We start from the raw sequence: 21,530 nt of genomic DNA on the forward strand, positions 1-21,530 counted from the left end.
TTAAAGAATTTGAGTACATGAAAGCTGAAAAATCAGACAACAATGGGCTATATAAATTGCCGTCCGCATTTGCGATCTATATTCATAGCCTCAACGGAGGACAGAAAAAGGAAAAAGACGCGAACAATCTTTAAGCCTCTAGAGTTTTAACACTTCACAGCTAAACGTTCTGCCCATCGTTGGCTAGGTGGGGTTTATGGAGCGGTTACAATGGATTTTCAGAAGTCGACAGGCTTGGGGTAGAGGTAGACTTTTTCGACTTTGGCGTCGGGACGCATCATGGTTGGGCTCGCTCCAGAAAGAGATCAGGAGTGCAGCATTGGGGGATCAAATGCAGACGTGGAATGCGGGGGTCATAGAACACTTACAAATATAAAATAGAAGCCCGGCGATTTAGCCGCCTTGATTACTTCATTTTTAATGACAGGGTGTGAGCATAGAAGAATGAAAATACCACACCGACAAACTAGCACAATTAAAAAATAAAAATCGCGATCAAAAACAATGATCGCGACTGATATGAGCGGACTTATCCCCTTGCCGACAACCAACCAATCCGCAAAATTATTCAGCAAAATCCACCATCACGCTGATCACACGCTGGCTTCTTATTTCTCCAACCCTTGCCAATTGCGGGTTAAACAAAGCCAGATTCACACCATCCCCGACCGAGCTTCTATATAAAACACCATCAAAACCGCAAACTTTTACGTATTCACATAAAAACTGACTAGGCACATAGTCAAATGCAGCAGAGCGTGGAAGAACAGGTCTCGTTAACTCATCACCCAGTTTTTCGAGAAACTCTATATCGCTTCTTAGCATAGAAATTTCAGTTTCGTCGGACAAGATAAATGGAGATACACTCCGGCGGGGGTGTCTTAAATCTACAAGTTTTAATTCATCGGGAATTTCATAAGCTGCAACACAAGCAAGCTCGCCCGTATGGGGTCTTGTTTCAGAGATTGCAGTCAAAGTGGTGGAGGCCAAATACAGGTAGGGTATACCAGCAGGATTAGCTCTACCGTGAGATGCCAAATGCTTCGGGGGAGAACCCATCTCACCAGGAGGAAATGAAGCAACGCCACTTTGTATTCGCGCTCTAAACCAGAGTTCCGGGAGCTCGCCTTGAGGCAAAATTAAAAAACCAAATAGACGACTGAGCCGTGACAAATTGATTTCAGTCTTGGGAAAATATCTATTCTGATGAATTAATTCCTGACGAAGATCGTTCCAGCGTTGGAGCGCATCCTCAGTGGCTAGATTATCCGACGGTTTGAATCTCTGCCTAACCACCTCCCCATCATCTAAAATATCGCTCAATAATTCCTTGGAATGTGCGACATCCATACGCTCATGGGCGAACAAACCCCAATCACTCTTTAGCAGATCAACTAATCCAGAACCTGTAGGATCAGTGATGTAAACACCTCTGAGCAATTCAAAGTGCTCCCTTAACTCCATGGGCTCAAGCAACGGTTGGTTTACGGACAGGCAGTAATTACAATCCCCTATACGAGTGGAAGCTTCAGGGAATACGTTCCGCCTAAGGTGTGAATCACCAAAACAAACCGGGCAGCAGTACATATATCATCTTCCATGAAAATAACTAGCCATTACTTCAATATGATGCTGCATGGACAGTTTCTTGATATAACCAAGCCCTGGAAAGTGGCCACGACGGTGCAAGTCAATGAATTCTTGAACCGCCCTTGTCCTGTAAATCTTAGTATCTGGATCCGTAGCTTCCGCAACAAGCTTCCTAACTGCTTCCGCAAACTTCCCCGCAGGGTCTGTTGGGGTTTCGAACCTATCAGATTTGAAGTGATGAATAAACATATCATCACCTTGATCATCGTCGATAAAAGTTAAGTGAATTGCGACAGCATAAGCAGGCCCACCACCTTCAGAATACTCATCGCCAACCATCAGAAAGTCGCCAAATCCATCAGCCCCCTCTTCTTCGAAAGTTATATGGAGATCTGAAAAAAACTCAACTTCTGGGTGCAGTCGATTTGCGCGTTTTTTGAATCCATCTCGAACTATAATACGCTCAAACTCGCTGAAATTTCTTTGATACCTGCGATTGGCCTTCTCAAGAAAAACATGAGCCACGTCGCCCTCGGGCTCGATCAAACTCAGGAGGTCTGCACCATCGCGGAACCCAGCATGAATAAAAAGGACCCTCCGACCATCGAGCGCTTCCAAGAGCTCTTTTATATCATCCAAATCCGTACTTTCGTTGAGCAATACACCAGCAAATACAGAGTCACTCTGTCCATAACTGTTTTCCAACAATTCAAGGATAGAAGAACTATCCCTTGAAAGCTCGCCATACTGAGGATTGATGACCAATACAATACTGCCACCAGCATCAACTACTGTGTCTATCGTGCGAGCAACGCCATTTAATGACTCTTTAACTGGTTCAAGAATTGGGACAAACCCACGTCTGGCCATAATATCTGCACATTCACGAATTGCAATTAAATCATACTGTTTACCACGAAAGTAAGGGTAGTACATGCTCCATTCATCCCCATTTCAATGCATCCATTAAAGGAGTATCCAAGGCTCCAAGCAGATTTTCCCTTCCACGTTTTTTCATCGGAACGGTCAGTGCGAAAAACCTCAACGACCGGGGTACTTCCTGCAAGGACTCAGACATCCCAGATAAACTTCTAGTTATCTTAAGAACCTTTACCATTTCATTATGCACAAGCGCGGAAGGAATTTTTGAAAATTCCAATTCCAACGCATGATGCATCAGGGTATTAGGCAGATCTGGTACAGCCCCTCCTAAACGCTTTAGAATCTTAGCTGCTTCTCTCTTCGTGATAGTATTGAATATAGAGACTGAGTTAGTTCGCTCAGGATCATTTACTCCCTTCCGAACCTTTGAAATCTGATAGCGCTCAGTAAGGACCGACACACCAACAAAATCCGGTACGGTATCTTGAACTGCTCTCAAATGCTTTTCAGCACAAAGCACAGTAACCTCTGCAAAGACTTCGCTGTACGAGGAGACTTGAGCATGTAGCCGATCCAGACGATCTCTCTCAGACTTAATTTCAAACGCATTTGAAGTCCCGTTGAGCATTACAAGATCAGCTTTGTTCCCACCTACTCTGAACTCATCAACGATGGAAGCTGTATTGAGAGAGTGAGAGCCTAGTAATATTTTCTGAATGATGGCAGATTTATAGGCATATTCATTTCGGAGGCCTGACCGCTTCAAAAAATTGAAACACTCGTCAAAGAATCTTCCGACACTACAAGTGCAGATATTTTCTTCGCCATAGATGTCATGCACCAACCGAGCAAAAAGGGACGAGCGACCGTCTCTTACGAGTTCCCGAAAGACGGCAGACGAGAAGATCCTCGCAATAGCCGCCTGTACGTGACTCTCTGCCTGAATAACTCTGCTCACCTAGTTAACTCTTTGATTGTTCCTTTCGGGCCAGAGGAAAGCCGGGCTTCGCCGGTTCGACCAGAGTGCCAGTATACCCCTTCCCCCCTCATGTCGCTTCGTACAATAGCGGTGCCCTAGGTAGCTTGTCTAAATCTCGCTTAACTTTACCAAGCCCGCTCTCAGCTTGAGCTTCCTGCACCTTTGTACCCTATGCAAGGCTTCAGTTGGTTTGCGATCCTACTACGTAACCCATAATCCTTTGGTCCCAGCTTCGAGCCCATGTGGGCCACCAGAGCAAAAAAGGCCAGCCTCAGGGCGGACTTTCTTCATTTCGGCGTTCTGAGATATAGACGTAAGGCGCTGTCGGCGGCTAAGACGGCAAATCCACTAATTTCCAAACTCACTTTGCCAAGCACGTGGCAACCCACGCAAACTGGCCACCAATCCGACATCACCTCGCAGAATCAGCCCCACCAAAAATCTGCACATCCCTCACCGCCTCTTCCAACAGCGTCTCCGCATCCAAACCCAAGTACTCAGCCTGCACAAGCACAATCAACGTGACCGGACTCACCTGCAAGACCTGAGCAAGATCGGCAACAGTCCCTAGCGTTGGCGAGTATTCCCCCTTCTCCAGCATCCGGACATAGCGCTCGCTCACCACAGCCCCGAAATCTTCCTGGGTCATGCGTTTAAGGCGTCGCAAGCGCTTGAAGGTTGTGCCAAAGGCAACGTTGTAGTCCATCAGGAGCTGCTCAAAAAATGAGCATTCAACACGTTGCACAGAAGCCAGAACAGGAAGTATATTTCCTATTACAAACAAACCCACTTGGCTTTTGAACTAATCTCAAGCCGCTGGCACCCGCCCTACGCCACCAATATGTCGCTGCCGGCAAGGTGACAGAAACCGCTTACCAAGGAAGCCCCCATGAACAACACAAGGACCCCACTCCCCCTCACCCACCTGCCACACCTCTCTCCCCGCCCCGAAAACGCCGCCGATTACACCGGCAAGCGACGCGGAAAAATGACCGCGATTGCCTGGTATCGTCCAAGCCGCTCGGGCAAGGGCACTCTCTGGTGGTGTCGCTGTGATTGCGGGTTATTTGAATACCGTCGTCCCGGCACATGGGAAAGCCGGTCGTTTCCGGATGACATGTGCAGCTCTTGCCTGAAGGCCAAAGGGCCCAATGCAAGGCATACGGCTTCGGAACGTCTGCAGCGGTGGGTGGATGGCATGCGCAGCCTGGGCCTGAACGATATGGATATTGCCAGGATCCAGGCTCCGGGCATGATGGTGGAAACCAAAGGCAAGACCGCCGCCGAAATACGCCAACAGATGGTCAATGTACACAGGTGACCAAGAACATCTGTCTCTTGCAGAGAGGGGCACTGCACATGCGTCTCCACTCTGCCCCTCCGGCGTTGCAAGCAGCAGGGTCGTCATCACATTTCATCAAGCGTAGCCATGACAGCTGGTATAACCGAGAACTCACAGTCCAGCGCTCCCGGCACTCTTGCGTAGCCATCCGGGAACCTACAGCGCCAGAGACGCTCGAATCGCCTCATGGAAGCCTCTCAACCTCCCTGAATTGGAGATTTCTCCATACAGATGATGAACTTGGAATGATTTTGAATAAAAGACACACGTACTTTTCACACGCTGACGTGTAAGCTACGGGCACCGGTCACGTTGAGGATGACTGGCAGGTACAGGGATGGAATACCGCAGGTCTGCTATACAGACGAATAGCTGCCTGGATTTTTTGACACAAAACAACGGCCCACCGTTTTCAGGAACACCGACCAAAAACAGCCCGCAAGATACTCCTGATAAATCAGAGGCGTATCGCATACAATTACAGGGCTTATTTAGATGGGCACGAAAAATGTCAGTTGATGTGTCAGTAGAGAGTAGAAACCAACGCTTGAGTAACCTGATCACCAAATACTTACTACCGCTCGGCTGGCTGATTACCCTGACAGGAATTTTCTGGATCTGGGATCGAGCGCTCTACCACAAGCTTTTTTATATTTTCCTGGCCTTCCCCACCTTTCTGACGCTGGTCCTGCAGCCACGCTTGCTGAAGCCCCTCATCTGTAATCCACTATTCATAGCCTTCAGTGTCTTCAGTGTATATATCCTCATCAGCATTGCGTGGGCCGTGACGGAGGATGATCTGCCAGGCCTGATCAAACGTCCGATGTACGTCATGCTGCTGTTGTTTTCTACCGGCATCATTGCCTTGCATTACCCCGCACGGCTGGAGCAGTACACACGCCTTTCGGCCCTCTTTGCCACATTGGTCGCAGGCCTGTCACTGGCCTACTTCATGTTTATCGAGATGCCGACCGGCGAGAACCGCCTGAATGGCTACGGAGTGCTCGAAAATCCGTTGCTCACCGCTCATGTATTGGGCGCATTCGCTTCTTTCTGGCTGGCCACATGGTTTCAGGCGCGCAAGCCATGGAACCCGTTGCCGATTATCTGCCTTGTTTTTCTTGGCGCAGCCATCATGGCAACCGGATCAAGGACGCCCTTGATCGGGCTGACGGCCGCTCTGGGCTGGCTATTGCTTGTGGGTGACCGGCACCGCAGCCTGTTGGCCATAGGGGCAGCCCTTGCTGTCCTGGTCGCTGTTCTGGTGATTTATCCCGACGCAATCACACAACGCGGTCTGTCCTACCGGCCCGCGATATGGATGGAGTCGCTGCGCCAGATCAGCGAACACCCATGGCTGGGCCACGGTTTCGGCACATCGATGACAGTGGTCATTCCAGGTCTGTCTTACGATCTTGCCGATCCACACAATATGGAGCTGGGCGTGCTCTATTCGGGCGGAATTCTGGGGCTGGCTCTCTGGATGACGCTGTATGGCCTGGCGATCCGTTTTTGCTGGGTCTACCGCAGTCACGCCGCCGTGACCATTGCGGCGACCTGGCTGGTGTTCGGATTTGCTTCCGGGCTGACTGAAGGCAATGCCTTCTTGTCACGCCCGAAAGAGCACTGGTTCCTGATCTGGATGCCGATGGCGCTGATCTACGCCCAGTCGCTGATTCTCTGGAAGCAGGAACACGCACTCAGGAAGTGATCAGGCGCCACATGCCGCGCAGGGTTTTCCTGTTCCAGTACTTGACCGGGATGTCCGCCAGGATTTCCCGGGTCAGTGCTTTATCGCGATTGGCATACTTGAGCATCATGGAATTACGAAAGTTCATGCACACCCTCTCGTACTCCGGGTGATCACTGAACACCTCGTACGTTTTCAAGACGTTGTCCACCATGAACCGGCCATTCTTGAAGGTATTGCTGGGATGGTCACGATACTGCGCCAAGACCTCGCCAAGAATGTCGATAAAGTAACCGGCACGAGCAATCGACAGCTCGATATAGATATCTTCCAGACGAATCTCAGGGTTGAAACCACCCACCTTGTCCAGCGCTTCGCGGCGAAACATCAAGGTGGCTGACGCCGGTCCCGGTTTGCGATTGAGGAACAGGTCGTCGAAGTCCAGACGACGGAATGCCAGATTGCGGTTGCGCTGCTCCCGCTCGCCCATGACCTTGCCGTCCTGGTCGATGGTTTCGATGTTGGCCGCGCAGATGCCCACTTCGGGCTTGTCCTTCATGTATTCCACCTGGGTGGCAATACGATGGGGAAACATTATGTCGTCGGAGCCGAACGGCACAATCAACTCGCCCCGCGCACGCTCGATCGCATCATTGAGGGTACGGGCAAGGCCCTTGTTGGCCTGAAAGCGCAAATCAAAACCATGCTTTTCCTGAAGCTGCTTCAGGAGCTCCGGGCTCTCGTCTTTGGAGCCGTCATCGACGACCAGAAGTTCGATATTCGGGTAGGTCTGGTTGATGACGCTATTGATGCTGTCTTCTATGTAGCGAGCGTGATTGTAGGAAGCGATGATCACTGTCACCAACGGTGTGTCACTGACCTCGTGACGTTGAGCAGACATAAAAAATCCCCTGGGTCGTATCTGTACGGCATTCCGTATTTTCAGCTGAACATTGTGAATGCCGGGCTCAAGGCTCGTGGCCCCTGGCTATATATTTTGCGCAATACTACTTGAATCACCCCTGTTTTCGTAGGCATCTCAGCCCGTTACGCATGCCCCATGAGAAGTACTGCGGCTTGCTCTGGGCAAGATGCACACGCTTGCGGCTTGCGATGCACTAGCCGAAGGTCTGCATAAACGGCTCAGCACATTTCTTGATCGCAGCGACCACCTTCGGTGCCTGTTCAGCAAGACCGTCTGAGCGAGCCAGAACCTGCTCCAGTGCTTGCAGTTGTCCACTGATTACCTTTTCTGGCTGCTCCACATCACAAACCCGAGCGAAGTCCAATAGCCCCTGCCGTGAAGCAAACAACGACTTGTTGCCAACAAGATCCAGCGCCAATACGTCTTCTGGAATATAGGCAGTGGTGTTGACGATATCGTAGGCCGGTGCGAGCCGCGCATCGCGTTGGGCCGGGTTGGAATACAGCAGCCCGAAGTTCTTCAGATGGGCATCGCCGTTACCGACGATGCAGCTCAGGGTGACGATGGCGAATAACTGCGCCAATGAATCTTGAACCTGGTCCGGTGCGCAGAACAGGCGGATCGCTTTGGCGATAGCCGAGTAGCTCTTGCTGTACTTTTGCCCTGCCGGTAGCCCCATCAGTGCGGCCATGTCTTCAAAGCCAATGGGATTGAGCTGGGTATCCCGGTCGAAACGACGCGGAACAGATAGTCTCCATCGATGCTGAGGACCTTCCCACTCTGCCCCTCTGGCGTTGCAACCTGCAGCAGGGTCGTCATCAGTCAAACACTCCCTGAATTTCATCCAGCGTGGGCATGACAGCGGGTACGACCGCGAACTCACAGTCCAGAGCTCCCAGCACTCGTGCATAGGCCGTCATACCGACTGAAAGATCGCCCTTCTCGATGGCGATGACCTTTTGCCGGGTGACAGCAGCCAATGCTGCAAGCCTGGCCTGCGTCAGCCCACGGTTGAGGCGACGCTGGCGAATCTGCTCGCCGAGGCGCGTGGTGATCAGGGAGTAATCCATGTTCGCTTTACGTAACAATTCATATTGAATGTAACGTATACCTGACTCTTGAGAAAGTCAAAAACGGGCGTGGCATGGAAGCGCGTCTTGTTTAAGTTACAGGGCATCACTGTAACGGAGTCAAGACAAGCCTTAACCTGAAACCTCACGCTTTTAGCTCGTAGCCCTCTCCAAAAACCTCTTCACCCCCAACCACGACTGCTCATTCGCCCGCGCATTCGCGCTCGGATTGCCATCATCGGCATAGGTCGCCGGTATGTAAGGCAAAAGAATGCTATGCCCCGCATCCTGAAAATCCAGATGCTGCACCGACCATGGGTGTTGGTGGTCTTTCAAGCGTTGCTCGACCATGCGCCCGAAAAGGCTGGATGGCCATGCGGCGTCGTCGGTGCCGGACAGGAGAATGACCGGACCGCGGATTCGCTCGACCTTGATGGCCACACGCGCTACCGCTTCAGGATCGTCGAGGGCCGTGAGAATGGATTCGGCATTGCGACGTCCGGCGTCCTTGGCCTCCCAATTGGCTGTTCGATTGTTGTTCCACAGGTGATCCAGCGGCTGGCCGCGATACAGCCAGGCGGGGCCGTCGCGCCCTATGGCGGGGTCAGCAGCAGCTTGTCCGCCATGAACCAGAGCGCTGGGAACATAGCCGATCACGGCGGATATCAGGTCGGGAAACAGGCTGCCAAGCAATAGCACCAGCTCGCCGCCACGGGACTGGCCGCTCAGGGCGATGAAGTCATTCGCCGGTTTGAGTTCGCGGCGAATCCAGAGCAGCGCCTGCTGGAAATACTCCAGTGGCGTATTGGAGATGTAGGCCGATAAACCGGGCGCCTTGAAATAGCCCAAGGCCAGGGCGGCATAACCTCGCGACGCATAGAGTGCCGCTCGCGCTTCGTTGATGCCGCCACCCGAGCCATTGAGGACCATCACGGCAGGATGCGGTCCGTCACCTGCTGGCATGAATAACGTGCCCACCAGTCCGTCCTCGCGAATATCGCGACGGCTGACGCCTGGCCCGGCGAGACGCTGAATCATGGTCACGGATTGATCGCAGCCCGACAGCGCGACTTCGGTCAGCAGCGGTTCGAGCACCGAATCCGGGAAGATTTCCTTGCTCGCCTCACCCAACGGGCGCTGGCTCCAGAGCAGTCCCATGGCCGATATTTCAGCGTAATCGCCCGCTATCGGCGCATCCCGCTGCAGATCGACGATCCCTTGGGCATCGGCCACAAAGGTCGCATGGCTCTGCCAGGACTGGCCTGCGCCACGACGGGTCGTTGCCATGAGGGTTATCTGTTGGCCCGCCGCCAGACCTTCGACACAAATGCGTCGCGGCTCGTCGAGGAGAGCATCCAGCGGAGTGATTGATAAATGTGGCATCAGCTTTTTCCATGAGTCCTTGCTACCCGTCACAATGACTCAAAGCGGCAAAGCAATAAACAATTCCCCCTTCAGTTGTGGCTTACTGGACATCGCTACCATCAAAGCATGGACACTTTCCCAACCTCGCGGCCATTTAACGCATGACGAATTCGCGCTCTGTTTTCATCCCTTCCTGGCTCCGCCCTGTTCTGCGCCCTGTGCTTGATCCGTATCGCCGTTACCGGCATGCACGGCTGATTCATGCGGCACGTATCGTGGTCGGGCTGCTGGTGTCGATCCTGCTGACGTCCGGCCTGAACATGCCCCATGGCGAGTGGGCTTCGGTGACGATGCTGATCGTGATCGGCGGTTTGCAGCACCATGGCAATATCGGCAAGAAGTCCGTGGAGCGCGCATACGGAACACTGATTGGCGCAGGCCTTGGGCTGTTTGTGGTGGTGCAGCAGGGGTATCTGGAAATCCCGTTGCTGACTTACGTGATCATGTCCGTGATGTGCGGATTCTTCGCTTATCACGCCATCGGCAAGGGCGGTTATACCGCGCTGCTGTCGGCAATCACCCTGTTTATCGTGGCCGGACACGGGGTCAACCCGATCAGTGATGGTCTGTGGCGAACGCTGGATATCATGATCGGTATCGCGCTGGCCCTGGCCTTCTCCTTTGCCTTGCCGCTGTATGCGGTCTTTTCCTGGCGCTACAACCTGGCCAGCGGTCTGCGCGATTGCGCCAAGGTGTACGGGCGCATCCATCAGGGTGAGCCGATCAGTGCCGATGAGCACTTGAAGCTGACCGCACGACTCAACGCCACGATGCTGCAACTGCGCTCGCTGCTACCGTCGGTGTCCAAGGAAGTGAAGATTTCCATGGTCGAGCTGGATGCGATCCAGGGCCATTTCCGGATGTGCCTGAGCACGCTGGAGATCCTTTCCAACATTCGTCCTGCCGATCTCGATCAGGCCGCAGGCGCAGCCTTGAAAACCTCCATGGACGCCGACTACCGCCAGATCCGCAGGCAATTGATCGGCATGGCCCGCGCCCTGCAAACCGGTGCGACCGAGCGTCTGGCGCGGCAATCCGAAACAACGGCCACCGAATCTGCAATACCTGCCGAGCTGACCGGTTATCACTTGATGACCCAACAATTGGCGCACAACCTCGACGGCCTGCAAGAGCGCCTGTCCAAGACCGCCAGGCGCTGGAAATTTTGAAGGAGAGCACTTTGTCCGATAGCCGCCCTCTCACTCTGGACGATATCGACCGCCAGTTGATTGCAGCCCTGCAACTCAATGCACGGGAAAGCGTGGCGATGCTGGCTCGGCAACTGGGGATTGCCCGCACCACTGTCACTTCACGCCTCGCTCGCCTGGAAAGTACCAAGATCATTACCGGTTATGGCGTGCGCCTGAGCCAGCGGGTCGTTGATGGGGGCCTGCAGGCCTACGTGGGCATTACCGTCCAGCCTCGCTCGGGCAAAGAGGTGCTGCGTCGGCTCAGCACTCTGGCGCAGGTTCAGCAGTTATGCGCCGTCAGTGGCGAGTTCGATTATGTCGCCTGGCTGCGCACCGATTCGCCTGAACAACTGGACCAGTTGCTGGACCTGATCGGCAGTATCGACGGTGTGGAAAAGACCACCACTTCGATCATTCTCAGCAGCAAGATTGATCGTGGTCATGCTGTTTGATCAGACTTCTGCAATGGGCTGATCAGTATGAAAAGTGTGTAACTACTTCTCCTTAAAAACCCGATTACGACGTCCGCCTACCTTATTGCGACATTACTGAATAATAATCAAAACTAAATACAGGCAAGGTGACACTACTGATAGTTTTCAGATAATTTGCACGTATCAGGGACGCCATCAATAAATAATAAATCAGGGACAACTATAGACAGGGGCCAACAGGCCCTTTTTCAGCTTCACCCTCTCGAGCTTTGAGAACTCTGCCGCCACTCCCACATTTTTCAAGTAGAACGAAAATGATTGAGCCAGAGCGGATCGTCATCCTGTCCAAAGAAGTAGAGGCGTTAGCCAATCGGGGCGTCAGCGATATTCAAGTGATTACCCGACAGACACGCCTGCTGGCAATCAATGCCCTGATCGAAGCGGCCCATGCCGGTAGCGCAGGCAAAGGTTTTTCGGTCGTGGCCGAAGAGGTCAAGAATATCTCCGAGCGTGTTTCAAAGATCGCAGGTGCCCTGACTCATGACTTGCAAGCCTCGGTCAATCAGTTGATCGAACTGGGCCAGAGCATGTGTTTCGACATGCGCGGCCAGCGCCTGGCCGACCTGTCCCTGAACATGATCGAAATCATCGACCGCAACCTGTACGAACGAACATGTGACGTCCGCTGGTGGGCCACGGATGCCTCGCTGGTCGACATGCTGACCACTCAGACACCGCAGACATGCGCTCATGCCAGCAAACGTCTGGGCATCATTCTGGACAGCTACACCGTCTACCTGGACATATGGGTCGCCGACACGACAGGACGAGTGGTTGCCTGTGGCCGTGCCGGCACTTATGAGAAAGTCATGGGGGCCAATGTTGCCGAAGAGCCCTGGTTCAAGAATGCATTGCGTCACAGCTCCAGCGATCAGTACTACGCGGGGCAAGTGACTGTAGAGCCGCTATTGAACAACTCGCAGACATGCGCGTTCAGTGCGGCAGTGCGCAGCAATGCCGGTTCTCATAGCCCCGTCGTCGGCGTCATCGGTATTTTCTTCGACTGGCAGAGCCAGGCCAGGTCCGTGATTGACGGCGTTCGTCTGAGTGATGAAGAGCGCGCGCGCAGCCGGGTCATGATGGTCGACGCCAACCACCGGATCATTGCCAGCTCGGACCCAGAAAGCCTGCTCGGCGAACCCATCCAGCTACAGACCAGAACCGGGCACAAAAGCGGTTACAGCACCCAGCAGGCTCAAGCCATTCAGGGCTATGCACTGACACCCGGTTTTGAAACCTGGCCGGGTATGGGATGGCTTGGCGTGATAGAGCAACAACTTCCCGCCATAGAATCCTGACACAGCCGCACCCGCGAGCCAGACATCACTGGCTCGCTTGCGCAGCTCAAATCGACAAAGTGACCGCCACCATCGTCATATCGAACAAAATCAAATCATAACGACGACACTTTGCGTCTTATTAACGTACTCGCGCTTATCTAGACTGTGGTTTTCGCTGTAGCCGAATCAAGGTCTGTCATGAAAAACAATCGTCATCCCCAGGACGGCAAAAAGCCGATCACCATTTTTGGCCCTGACTTTCCTTTTCCCTTTGATGACTGGATCGAGCATCCGGCAGGCCTGGGCAGCATTCCGGCAGAAAACCACGGCAAGGAAGTCGCGATCATTGGTGCCGGTATCGCCGGGCTGGTGGCGGCTTATGAACTGATGAAGCTGGGCCTCAAACCTGTGGTTTACGAAGCCTCGAAAATGGGTGGCCGCCTGCGCTCCCAGGCGTTCGAGGGTGCCGAAGGCATCATCGCGGAACTGGGCGGCATGCGCTTTCCCGTATCGTCCACCGCGTTCTATCACTACGTCGACAAGCTGGGCCTTGAGTCCCGCCCCTTCCCCAACCCGCTGACGGCTGCTTCGGGCAGTACCGTCATCGACCTGGAAGGCACGACTTACTACGCACAAAAACTGTCGGACTTGCCTGCGCTTTTTCAGGAAGTGGCTGATGCGTGGGCGGATGCTCTGGAGTGCGGCTCGCAGTTTGCCGATATCCAGCAGGCCATCCGCGACCGCGATGTGCCGCGTCTCAAGGAGCTGTGGAACAAGCTGGTTCCGCTCTGGGACGACCGCACGTTCTACGATTTCGTCGCCACCTCCAAAGCCTTCGCCAAGCTGTCGTTCTATCACCGGGAAGTGTTCGGCCAGGTAGGCTTTGGTACTGGCGGCTGGGACTCGGACTTCCCCAACTCGATGCTGGAAATCTTCCGCGTGGTCATGACCAACTGCGACGAGAACCAGCACCTGATCGTGGGCGGAGTGGAACAGGTTCCACTGGGCATCTGGCGTCATGTACCGGAGCGTTGTGCCCACTGGCCTGAAGGCACCAGCCTGTCGTCACTGCATCGCGGCGCGCCACGCACCGGGGTCAAGCGGATTGCGCGGGCCGAGGACGGCAACCTGGCCGTCACCGACAACTGGGGCGATACGCGGCATTACTCGGCGGTGCTGACCACCTGCCAGAGCTGGTTGCTGACCACCCAGATCGAGTGTGAAGAGTCGCTGTTCTCGCAAAAGATGTGGATGGCCCTGGATCGCACCCGCTACATGCAGTCCTCGAAAACCTTCGTCATGGTGGATCGTCCGTTCTGGAAAGACAAAGACCCGGAAACCGGCCGCGACCTCATGAGCATGACCCTCACCGACCGGCTGACCCGAGGCACTTACCTGTTCGATAACGGCGACGACAAACCGGGTGTGATCTGCCTGTCCTATTCATGGATGAGCGACGCCCTGAAGATGCTGCCGCAGCCTATCGAGAAGCGGGTGAAACTGGCGCTGGATGCCTTGAAGAAGATCTATCCGAAAGTGGATATCTCCGCGCGCATCATCGGTGACCCGATCACCATTTCATGGGAAGCCGACCCGCATTTCCTCGGGGCCTTCAAAGGTGCGCTGCCGGGTCATTACCGCTATAACCAGCGGATGTACTCGCACTTCATGCAGCAGGACATGCCTGCAGAACACCGCGGCATGTTTCTGGCCGGCGACGATATTTCCTGGACACCCGCCTGGGTCGAGGGCGCAGTGCAGACGTCATTGAACGCCGTGTGGGGCATCATGACTCACTTTGGCGGCAAGACGTTCCCGGAAAATCCGGGGCCGGGGGATGTCTTCCACGAGATCGGCCCCATCGCCCTGGCCGACTGATTCAGGAGGAAAACAGCCATGCGTATCGCGTTTTATCAATGCCCGCCCCTGCCGCTGGATATCGATGCCAACCTGTTACGGCTGGAGCAGCAGGCGCGGGCCGCAGCGGAGCAAAAGGCTGGCCTGCTGGTCTGCCCGGAGATGTTCCTGACCGGTTACAACATCGGAGCAGAAGCGGCCCGCAAACTGGCGCAACCGGTCGATGGGCTCGCAGCTTCTCGTGTCGCAACCATTGCCCGGAACCACGGGATCGCGATTGTGTATGGCTATCCCGAACTCGGCAGTGACGGGCATATCTACAACGCGGCGCAACTGCTCGACAGCCACGGACAGAGCCTGGCCAACTATCGCAAGACCCATCTGTACGGTGATCTGGACAAATCGATGTTCACGGCGGGCAGCGATGACTTTCCGGTGGTGACGCTTGATGGCTGGCGTCTCGGCCTGCTGATCTGCTACGACGTGGAGTTCCCCGAAAACACTCGTCGTCTGGCGCTCGCCGGTGCCGAACTGATTGTGGTGCCCACGGCAAACATGGAGCCTTACGATTTCGTCTGTGACATTACCGTGCGGGCGCGGGCGTTCGAGAACCAGTGTTATGTGGTGTATGCCAATTACTGTGGCAGCGAGGGCGAGATTCATTACTGTGGACAAAGCAGTATTTGCGCACCGGACGGCAGCCGCCCGGCCCTGGCGGCGCGGGATGAAACGCTGAGGGTCAGTGAGCTGGACAAACCATTGCTGGAAGGCACGCGAGCGATCACGCCCTATTTCCATGATCGACGGCCGGAGTTGTATGGAGTGTTGGGCAGGTCGTGAGTATCTCGTTGTGTTGTTCGCGCATGAATTCAACCAAAATGTGCAGACATCGTAGGAGAATTTATGCGCGAACAAGCCGGTAAGCCCTGCCCGTCATCTGCGCTTGTCTCCATAGACCGCTAAAGCATCACCCCTGTTTCTTTACACTACTTTCTGTCAGATAAACCTCTGCGAAGATGTCTGTGATTGAGCGCTGTGGCTTCTGCTCTTTCATTACTTTGACCCGCTGGCTCAGGCGCTTTAAATCATCACTGGGCTTTGCCCATTGTTCTTCTGGCAATGGCTCAGACCATGAGCGCATGGCTTCAGGCAATGCTTTGCGTCCTACTTTGGCGATACGCCGCACTTCCCATTCAACGATCATATTGGGCAGCGTCCAGAACGTCATGACATGGTAGAGGTACCAAAAGAACGCATAGACCCAACCCACTTCCTTTGCACGAATCCGGCGATACAGACGGGCGTGAGCATTTCGGAACGTGTGCATCCCTTCATGGGGCGGGTCGTTGGGGCCTTGCAGATCCATGGGGTCTTGAATGCTTTTCAGGTCGTGAACCTCGTACTCCATGTAGGCGCGTACGGCTTCCCAGTGTGCGATTGCCAATGGCAGACCGCCGCATACGAATTCGACGCTGACCAACTGGCCCTCATGCTCGAACCCCATGCCCATCCCGTACTGTCGCCGGACCCCATACTGTGTGGCACCTTGTGCTTGAACCACCCAGGCGGAGAGTGATTCCCAGGGTACGAAAACCGGAGTTTCTGCGCCCGTAGGCATGAAGCACACTTCACGGCGTTGACGATTGAAGCGGGTTGGAATGACTTGTGTGAACCTTTTATGGTTGTAGATCCATACGGCAAGGCCGATGCTCAAAATTAACAGAAACATCCCGATAGCTAGTTCGCGAGCAGCAAGAAAAAGGTCTCTACTGAACTCCAGAGCTTCAGTCAGCACAACTCCGCTTGTAGCAACAATCAGTCCAACAGCCAGCGGAATACCCAAGACTATTAAGACTGCAATAGTAAAAGGACCGCCCAGTGTCATCTGCCATGAAAACACTTGAGGCTTGCCGCCGCCGAAATCCAGATACGTATCATTCAGGTCGCTCACATAAGGGCTGTGTGGGGGGACGTCGGTGGGCAGCGGCAAGGGTGCTAAATATGTCGTGCTACCAGAAGGAAACCGCTCGACATCTCCTGCACGGTGCAATTTCGTTGCAGCAGGATCGATAGGTTCTACATCAAGGTTTTTAGGCATGCGAAGAAAGCTCCAGCATCAGTGGCTCTACTTGTAGCAGAGGCGCGTGAGGGGGAGGTGGGACTCGATCAACTGCGGGGAAGGCACCAGTTCCCCTTGGATCAAGACGAATATAGTGTGTTCTCTGCTGAGGCTGCCCATTGGGGCTAGTGCTTTGAATAGCTACAACCAGCATCAACTCCTCACCAGATGAGCCTACAATCCGTTCATTAGTCTCTGGGTAACCTACGCAGAGAACCACTTGGTTGTCTTCTATACGGCGTAATCTTGCGACGACAGGCTCACTAAGAATTTCCCAGTGTTCAGTGGTCCGCGCCCTGTCCATAATAATTGTATTAATGCGGTATGCCCCGATTTTCAACTGATAACTAGACTTGCCTGCCAGAGGTGCCAGGAATGCGCCTGTATCAAGCCCGGGTAACAGCAGATGGATATCGCCGATTTTGGCTCTCAGCAACAGATTTTTCCACCAAGAGTCGTGCTCGATACGGCCTACCTGCACAGAAGGTGTCTGCATTATCTCTATGAGGGAGCGTTGGTATTCAGCCAGTCTCAGAGACTTGCGTTTGCTCGTATCCTGCCCCCACGGTGTACTCTGTAGCCATTGGTCATGCGAACTGGTGTTGTAGTAGTTGTAAATAAAGTTGCCACCCAACTCCAGTGCGGTAAACAAGGCACCTGCCAGGTTCGCACGGAAAAACACGCTCGATAGCCGGGCTCCTGATATTGCCCATGCGGCGGTTCTGGCGGCACCTTGCTCGGCTGCAAGTACGGTATAGGTTGCTTGGAGCGTATTGCCTATCCCATATGCATTGCTGGCCAGCAACCCCCCTGAACCAGCCATTGACATCATCGCTCCTGTCTGAGCACCCTCGTTTCCGCTGCGGACAGCTTGTTCCCAACTGTTTTGATAATTATTGAGGCTTATAGCAGCTGCGATTATTCCAAGTCCGTAGGTCGTGACTCCCAAGCCAATATGTAACTTGCCCATCTGGACATAAAGATGTTCTATTGCATTATTTTGCAAACCTTTTGCCAGAAGTGAGCTACGAGCAGTTAATGCCGTATCGACTATCCCCTGAGCTGCAGCAAAACCTGCGGCACCAGTGGAAACTGCTGCACTGATGACAGGTAGCAATACACGTTTGTCTTTGGGTTGGTTGGCCGTTTCTATCGCTACTTGCCGTAAGTTCAACGCCTGCGCAAAAAACAACAGTAATGCTGCACCATCCCCCATCAGATTCTGTTTCGGCGCAGCCTTTACACCACTTCGGAAGTTTTTCATCAAGCCTGATATTTCTTGATGATTCGCCGCAGGAAATACAACAGTAATGCCTGCGCGTACAGGCGTTGCTCCATACAGCCGGACACTGTTGTCCGGTAAGTCGCCAATAGGGCTGAGCGCACCCGCCAGTCTGGCCTCGGTGCCTTCCAGCTGTTTTTTAGCTATTTGTATATCGGCCTGGAGTTGCAGAGCTCCTGGCGACTTGTGGCCCGCATTACCTTTTGCGACTTCGCGTTTGCGAGTCAGGGTCTTCAAATGTTCCCGTTCTTCGAACAAGTCTTTGAGGGTGCTTCTAAGTGCTTCCTTCTCAGCGTCCGACGCCACGGTAAAGGTCACTCCCTCGCGCTTCGCCGCATCCAGAATTCGAGTTGGCAAGGCTTTGGGCAAACGACGGAACATTTGATCAAGATCAGGCATGGCCTGCCCCTTGAGCACCTGATCAAAGTCAGCCAGAACTTTTTCCATACCACGTTTCAGAGCCGGGCTCATGGTCTGCTGTGCTGCGTCGGCTACCGCACGAGTATCTTCCGGAAGCTGATCAAGGGCCGGCAAACGGTGTTCCTCAATTTCTTTGAGGCTTTTGAGGTGTTCGGGTAAGTTGTTAAACAGGGTAATGCCAGCAGTTTGGGCGAAAGCATACTGAACCCATACAGCCGTCTGTTCGCTATAAGGCAGCGCATAAAACATGGGGCGACTGAATTGCGGTTTTTCTTCAAGGTACTTGAGAGCCGAGTCGCAGGCTTCATCGCTTCGGCAAAAGTCTTTCAGGCATGCATACTCTGTTGTAAAAGCCTGACCCACCTGTTTGGTGTTTTTGGGGTCGTAGTACCAAGCACTTTTATGAAAGCGGCCGGTGCAAATCATTGTTGTTCGATCTGCAGTAATCTGGTCGAGTAATTTGTTCCAGCGCGTGAGTGATGCCCTGTGCTCAAAAAGGGCATTGTCCATGGCCTCACGGTCGATCAGGTCATTGACGCCTCGTTGGCCCATCTTGGCTCCCTTGAGTACATCCCTTATCCGCCGATCTTGCTCTTTACCGAGTTTAATCAGGGCTTCAAAGTGTGTCTCGACGAAGTCTTGCGGAGAGGTCTTGAAGTGTTCCCGCGTGTAATAGCGGCGCTCAGTATCTTCCAGGGCTCTATTTACTGCCATGGTACTGGCCACGGACTCTTGATACATGGGGTCGTTGAAAATTTCCCTTTGCTGCCTGTTAAGTTCTGGTGGTACCGGACTTCCTTTCGGCGGGGCCATCAGCCCACCTTTGTTGAGGTATTCGAGCATGGCCTGACGCGTAGTGCTTTTCTCAGGATCTTTGCGTTTCTCCAGATCACCGAGCATCCGTTTGATGCCGGGGTCGTCACTTGCATCAGCCAGCCCGCTGATGTCCCCTTGTGTGAGTTGAGTCAGCGATTCGATATAGCAGGCCAGCAGGTAGTCGCGCTCGTTGGCACCCTCTTGGGGTCCGCCATTGGCCCATGTGCTGATCCACTCGACAACCTGATCCTGATAGTTGGCAAGATCGCGAAGTACACCGATATGATCGTCTACCACCAAATACAGCACATCTTGCCGGTACTCCGCTTCGATGCAGCTACTCAGTGGAGTCATCGACGTTTCGCGAAAGCGCTCAGGAATTTCCCACAAATAGGGTTTGCGTTCATTTTCCGGAGTAGCATGGACAGTGACTGACTCAAGCGTGGTCACCTGTATTTGTGGCTCATTTCGCTTGCGTCGTTCAGCATTTTGCGCATCAACGTCAGCCTTGAGTGCCGCTTCGTCTTTCGCTTTTTGCTCGTTCTGCACGCGAGCGGTTGCTACTTCAGCCAGCCAGCGCTCAGCCAGAGCAGGCGTTAGCAGGCTCGGCCCTCCAGTTTCACAATTAGCCTTGCTCAGGTCGACGGCCTGCATGAAAAGCTTGCGCTCGGATTTATCCTTGAGCACCTGATGGCATTTCTTTGCTGTCCACTGAATTTCTGAGTACGTGATATATAGGGTACTGCGTGTTGAAAACGTCAAGACAGGTTTCTTGATCGGCTGATCCCGTGTGTCACTTTGTACATCAGCCCCTTGCCACAGCATCGCGCTGACCAGACCGTCAATGATTCGATACTCTGACAGTTCGTCGTTCTGACTGTCGATCACATAGAGCCAGCCATCGCGTAACAGACGTATGCCCAGTGGACGAGTACCAAGTTTGTATGGCACGGGGATTTCGTTCGACGGATCCAGTGCTGTGCCGTTCACCAATCCATAGCGCAAAGGTACCAGTTGGATCTTGCCCTTCATCAGTGGGCAGGTGCCCGTGGAGCTCTTGGCGTCATCGCGGCTTACGCTAACGTTGTTAGGGTTTTTCCCTGAGGGTGTCGGGGTAGTCATCCTGGATTCCTTTGCAGGCTTTCAGCCCTTTCCTTGGCGATATTGGCTACGTATTCCAGTCGTTGTACAGGCGTTTGCTCTGAAGTCGATGCAAGCAAGTCATCGAGATCCGGGTGCTCTGCCAATGCCATTTTCCCGAGAAAACCGTGGATATTTGCGTAGAGAGTGATTTCGAACTCGCTGCAAAACCCTCTTTCATAAGATTGTGATGCGAGTTCGTTCAGGTATTTCCAGCGCTCCAGTGTTTGCAGTTCTGTCTGGAACGCTGGGAAGTATTCATACAGATGCTGGTCCAGCCGCATGACAACGGATCTGAAGTTGACCTCATCCAGCAGTGTGATTTGTGAGTCGTTCAGCCGGTAAGGTTTGGCATGCGAAGTGACGGGTGCATTGGCGGGACGATGGTGCTGGTGCCAGCATCCCAAGGCTGCGTCTGCCGTCACTATTTGCAGACAAGGTCCCCACAATGTCGCGTCATTAAGGTGCTTCGCTTGATCAAGCAAGGCATGCGCTACTGCGGGGTCAGCTAAACGAAGCAGTACTTCTGCGCCTTGTGGATGGGTAACGCTGGTCAGCCAGCGAAAGTGATCCAGCATGTTACTCCAGGGTTGGTCACTGAAAACCAGATAGCCCCATTCCTTGTCGGCGTGCGCCAGAAACTGCTGAAAAACCGGATCGTTCTGTCCACTCAGGCGTATGAGGGTCGGCGAAATATCGTTCAACGCTGACCAGCGCGTCCCGAGATAAAGAGGCTCGAAATCAGGAGAGTCCGACCACGTATACAATTTTTGAGGTAACTTTTCGACACTGACGCCATCCAGCAGTAGAGCAACGTTTTTTCGCCACGGCAGGTCGCGGGGTAGGCTGCCACTTAGAGGCAAGTCAGGCTTTAGCATTTGATGCCTCCAGCTTGGCTTGTTCGCATACCGCACAAATCGGCTTCTTCTGCATCAATGCCTGACGCTGTGCCGGGATCAGCAGTTTCCCGGCCTTATCCGCATCCGCCTGCTTCAACGGCCCCGGCAACAACGGCGCTGCCCCCGTTCC

General features: G+C 53.6%; 17 protein-coding genes and 2 pseudogenes. 7 read left to right on the top strand and 12 right to left on the bottom strand.

All coding sequences use genetic code 11. The features are described 5' to 3' along the window. Positions 1 to 564 precede the first annotated feature (564 nt). The 4 genes from K5D32_RS16215 to K5D32_RS16230 form a co-directional block, all read right to left on the bottom strand. Positions 565 to 1,440 carry an RES family NAD+ phosphorylase gene (locus K5D32_RS16215; RefSeq protein WP_221601020.1) on the bottom strand — a complete coding sequence of 292 codons (876 nt, stop codon included), beginning with the start codon at positions 1,438 to 1,440 and terminating at the stop codon, positions 565 to 567. A gap of 150 nt (positions 1,441 to 1,590) precedes the next feature. Continuing rightward, the gene (locus tag K5D32_RS16220; RefSeq protein WP_221601022.1) at positions 1,591 to 2,526 is read right to left on the bottom strand and encodes a sce7725 family protein; all 936 of its coding nucleotides are present in this window, start codon (positions 2,524 to 2,526) and stop codon (positions 1,591 to 1,593) included. A gap of 7 nt (positions 2,527 to 2,533) precedes the next feature. Continuing rightward, positions 2,534 to 3,430, bottom strand: coding sequence for a sce7726 family protein (locus tag K5D32_RS16225; protein ID WP_221601024.1), 897 nt, complete (start codon positions 3,428 to 3,430; stop codon positions 2,534 to 2,536). Between the two features lie 433 nt (positions 3,431 to 3,863). Further along, positions 3,864 to 4,157 (bottom strand): helix-turn-helix domain-containing protein, encoded by a 294-nt coding sequence (locus K5D32_RS16230; protein ID WP_221601026.1) that lies wholly within the window; start codon positions 4,155 to 4,157, stop codon positions 3,864 to 3,866. Positions 4,158 to 4,340: 183 nt separating this feature from the next. Between K5D32_RS16230 and K5D32_RS16235 the strand changes: the two genes are divergently transcribed. Together K5D32_RS16235 and K5D32_RS16240 are read left to right on the top strand one after the other, a co-directional pair. Continuing rightward, positions 4,341 to 4,772 (top strand): hypothetical protein, encoded by a 432-nt coding sequence (locus K5D32_RS16235; RefSeq protein ID WP_221596543.1) that lies wholly within the window; start codon positions 4,341 to 4,343, stop codon positions 4,770 to 4,772. Positions 4,773 to 5,301: 529 nt separating this feature from the next. Beyond that, the gene (locus K5D32_RS16240; protein WP_221601039.1) at positions 5,302 to 6,504 is read left to right on the top strand and encodes an O-antigen ligase; all 1,203 of its coding nucleotides are present in this window, start codon (positions 5,302 to 5,304) and stop codon (positions 6,502 to 6,504) included. Here K5D32_RS16240 and K5D32_RS16245 read toward each other — a convergent pair. The 4 genes and pseudogenes from K5D32_RS16245 to K5D32_RS16260 all read right to left on the bottom strand — a co-directional run bounded on the left by K5D32_RS16245 (position 6,494) and on the right by K5D32_RS16260 (position 9,861). Continuing rightward, complete coding sequence (locus tag K5D32_RS16245; RefSeq protein ID WP_221577914.1) at positions 6,494 to 7,384, bottom strand: glycosyltransferase; 891 nt, start codon at positions 7,382 to 7,384, stop codon at positions 6,494 to 6,496. The genes K5D32_RS16240 and K5D32_RS16245 overlap by 11 nt on opposite strands. A 217-nt stretch (positions 7,385 to 7,601) precedes the next feature. Continuing rightward, positions 7,602 to 8,162 (bottom strand): annotated as a pseudogene (locus K5D32_RS16250) (HipA domain-containing protein); the annotation flags it as partial. 64 nt (positions 8,163 to 8,226) lie between these two features. Next, positions 8,227 to 8,478 (bottom strand): helix-turn-helix transcriptional regulator, encoded by a 252-nt coding sequence (locus tag K5D32_RS16255; RefSeq protein ID WP_221577915.1) that lies wholly within the window; start codon positions 8,476 to 8,478, stop codon positions 8,227 to 8,229. Positions 8,479 to 8,631: 153 nt separating this feature from the next. Continuing rightward, complete coding sequence (locus tag K5D32_RS16260) at positions 8,632 to 9,861, bottom strand: acyl-CoA thioesterase/bile acid-CoA:amino acid N-acyltransferase family protein (RefSeq protein ID WP_221601028.1); 1,230 nt, start codon at positions 9,859 to 9,861, stop codon at positions 8,632 to 8,634. Positions 9,862 to 10,004: 143 nt separating this feature from the next. On the opposite strand from K5D32_RS16260, the gene K5D32_RS16265 reads away from it, so the two are divergent. The 5 genes from K5D32_RS16265 (at position 10,005) to K5D32_RS16285 (ending at position 15,564) form a co-directional block, all read left to right on the top strand. Then, on the top strand, positions 10,005 to 11,072 hold the full coding sequence (locus K5D32_RS16265) for an FUSC family protein (protein ID WP_221593950.1): 1,068 nt from the start codon (positions 10,005 to 10,007) through the stop codon (positions 11,070 to 11,072). An 11-nt stretch (positions 11,073 to 11,083) separates the two neighbouring features. After that, entirely contained in the window at positions 11,084 to 11,545 is a 462-nt protein-coding gene (locus K5D32_RS16270; protein ID WP_221593951.1) for an Lrp/AsnC family transcriptional regulator, read from the top strand. A gap of 296 nt (positions 11,546 to 11,841) precedes the next feature. After that, positions 11,842 to 12,885: a methyl-accepting chemotaxis protein gene (locus tag K5D32_RS16275; protein WP_221601030.1), complete on the top strand. Its 1,044-nt coding sequence runs from the start codon at positions 11,842 to 11,844 to the stop codon at positions 12,883 to 12,885. Between the two features lie 180 nt (positions 12,886 to 13,065). Next, positions 13,066 to 14,745: an NAD(P)/FAD-dependent oxidoreductase gene (locus K5D32_RS16280; protein WP_200995008.1), complete on the top strand. Its 1,680-nt coding sequence runs from the start codon at positions 13,066 to 13,068 to the stop codon at positions 14,743 to 14,745. 18 nt (positions 14,746 to 14,763) lie between these two features. After that, a complete protein-coding gene (locus K5D32_RS16285; protein WP_221601032.1) occupies positions 14,764 to 15,564 on the top strand; it encodes a carbon-nitrogen hydrolase family protein in 801 nt (266 codons plus the stop codon). 127 nt (positions 15,565 to 15,691) lie between these two features. Here K5D32_RS16285 and K5D32_RS16290 read toward each other — a convergent pair whose 3' ends face one another. The 4 genes and pseudogenes from K5D32_RS16290 to K5D32_RS16305 form a co-directional block, all read right to left on the bottom strand. Then, positions 15,692 to 16,822, bottom strand: a complete 1,131-nt coding sequence (locus tag K5D32_RS16290; protein ID WP_221601034.1) for a hypothetical protein — start codon at positions 16,820 to 16,822, stop codon at positions 15,692 to 15,694. Beyond that, the gene (locus K5D32_RS16295) at positions 16,815 to 20,483 is read right to left on the bottom strand and encodes a toxin VasX (protein WP_260407417.1); all 3,669 of its coding nucleotides are present in this window, start codon (positions 20,481 to 20,483) and stop codon (positions 16,815 to 16,817) included. Before K5D32_RS16295 ends, K5D32_RS16290 begins: the two co-directional genes overlap by 8 nt. Continuing rightward, the gene (locus K5D32_RS16300; RefSeq protein WP_221601036.1) at positions 20,480 to 21,379 is read right to left on the bottom strand and encodes a DUF4123 domain-containing protein; all 900 of its coding nucleotides are present in this window, start codon (positions 21,377 to 21,379) and stop codon (positions 20,480 to 20,482) included. The genes K5D32_RS16295 and K5D32_RS16300 overlap by 4 nt, the downstream gene beginning before the upstream one ends. After that, positions 21,366 to 21,530, bottom strand: a pseudogene (locus tag K5D32_RS16305) (type VI secretion system tip protein VgrG); the annotation flags it as partial. The gene K5D32_RS16300 and the pseudogene K5D32_RS16305, both read right to left, overlap by 14 nt.

Origin of the sequence: Pseudomonas cichorii (assembly GCF_019719005.1) — a bacterium.
Lineage (GTDB): Bacteria > Pseudomonadota > Gammaproteobacteria > Pseudomonadales > Pseudomonadaceae > Aquipseudomonas > Aquipseudomonas cichorii_E.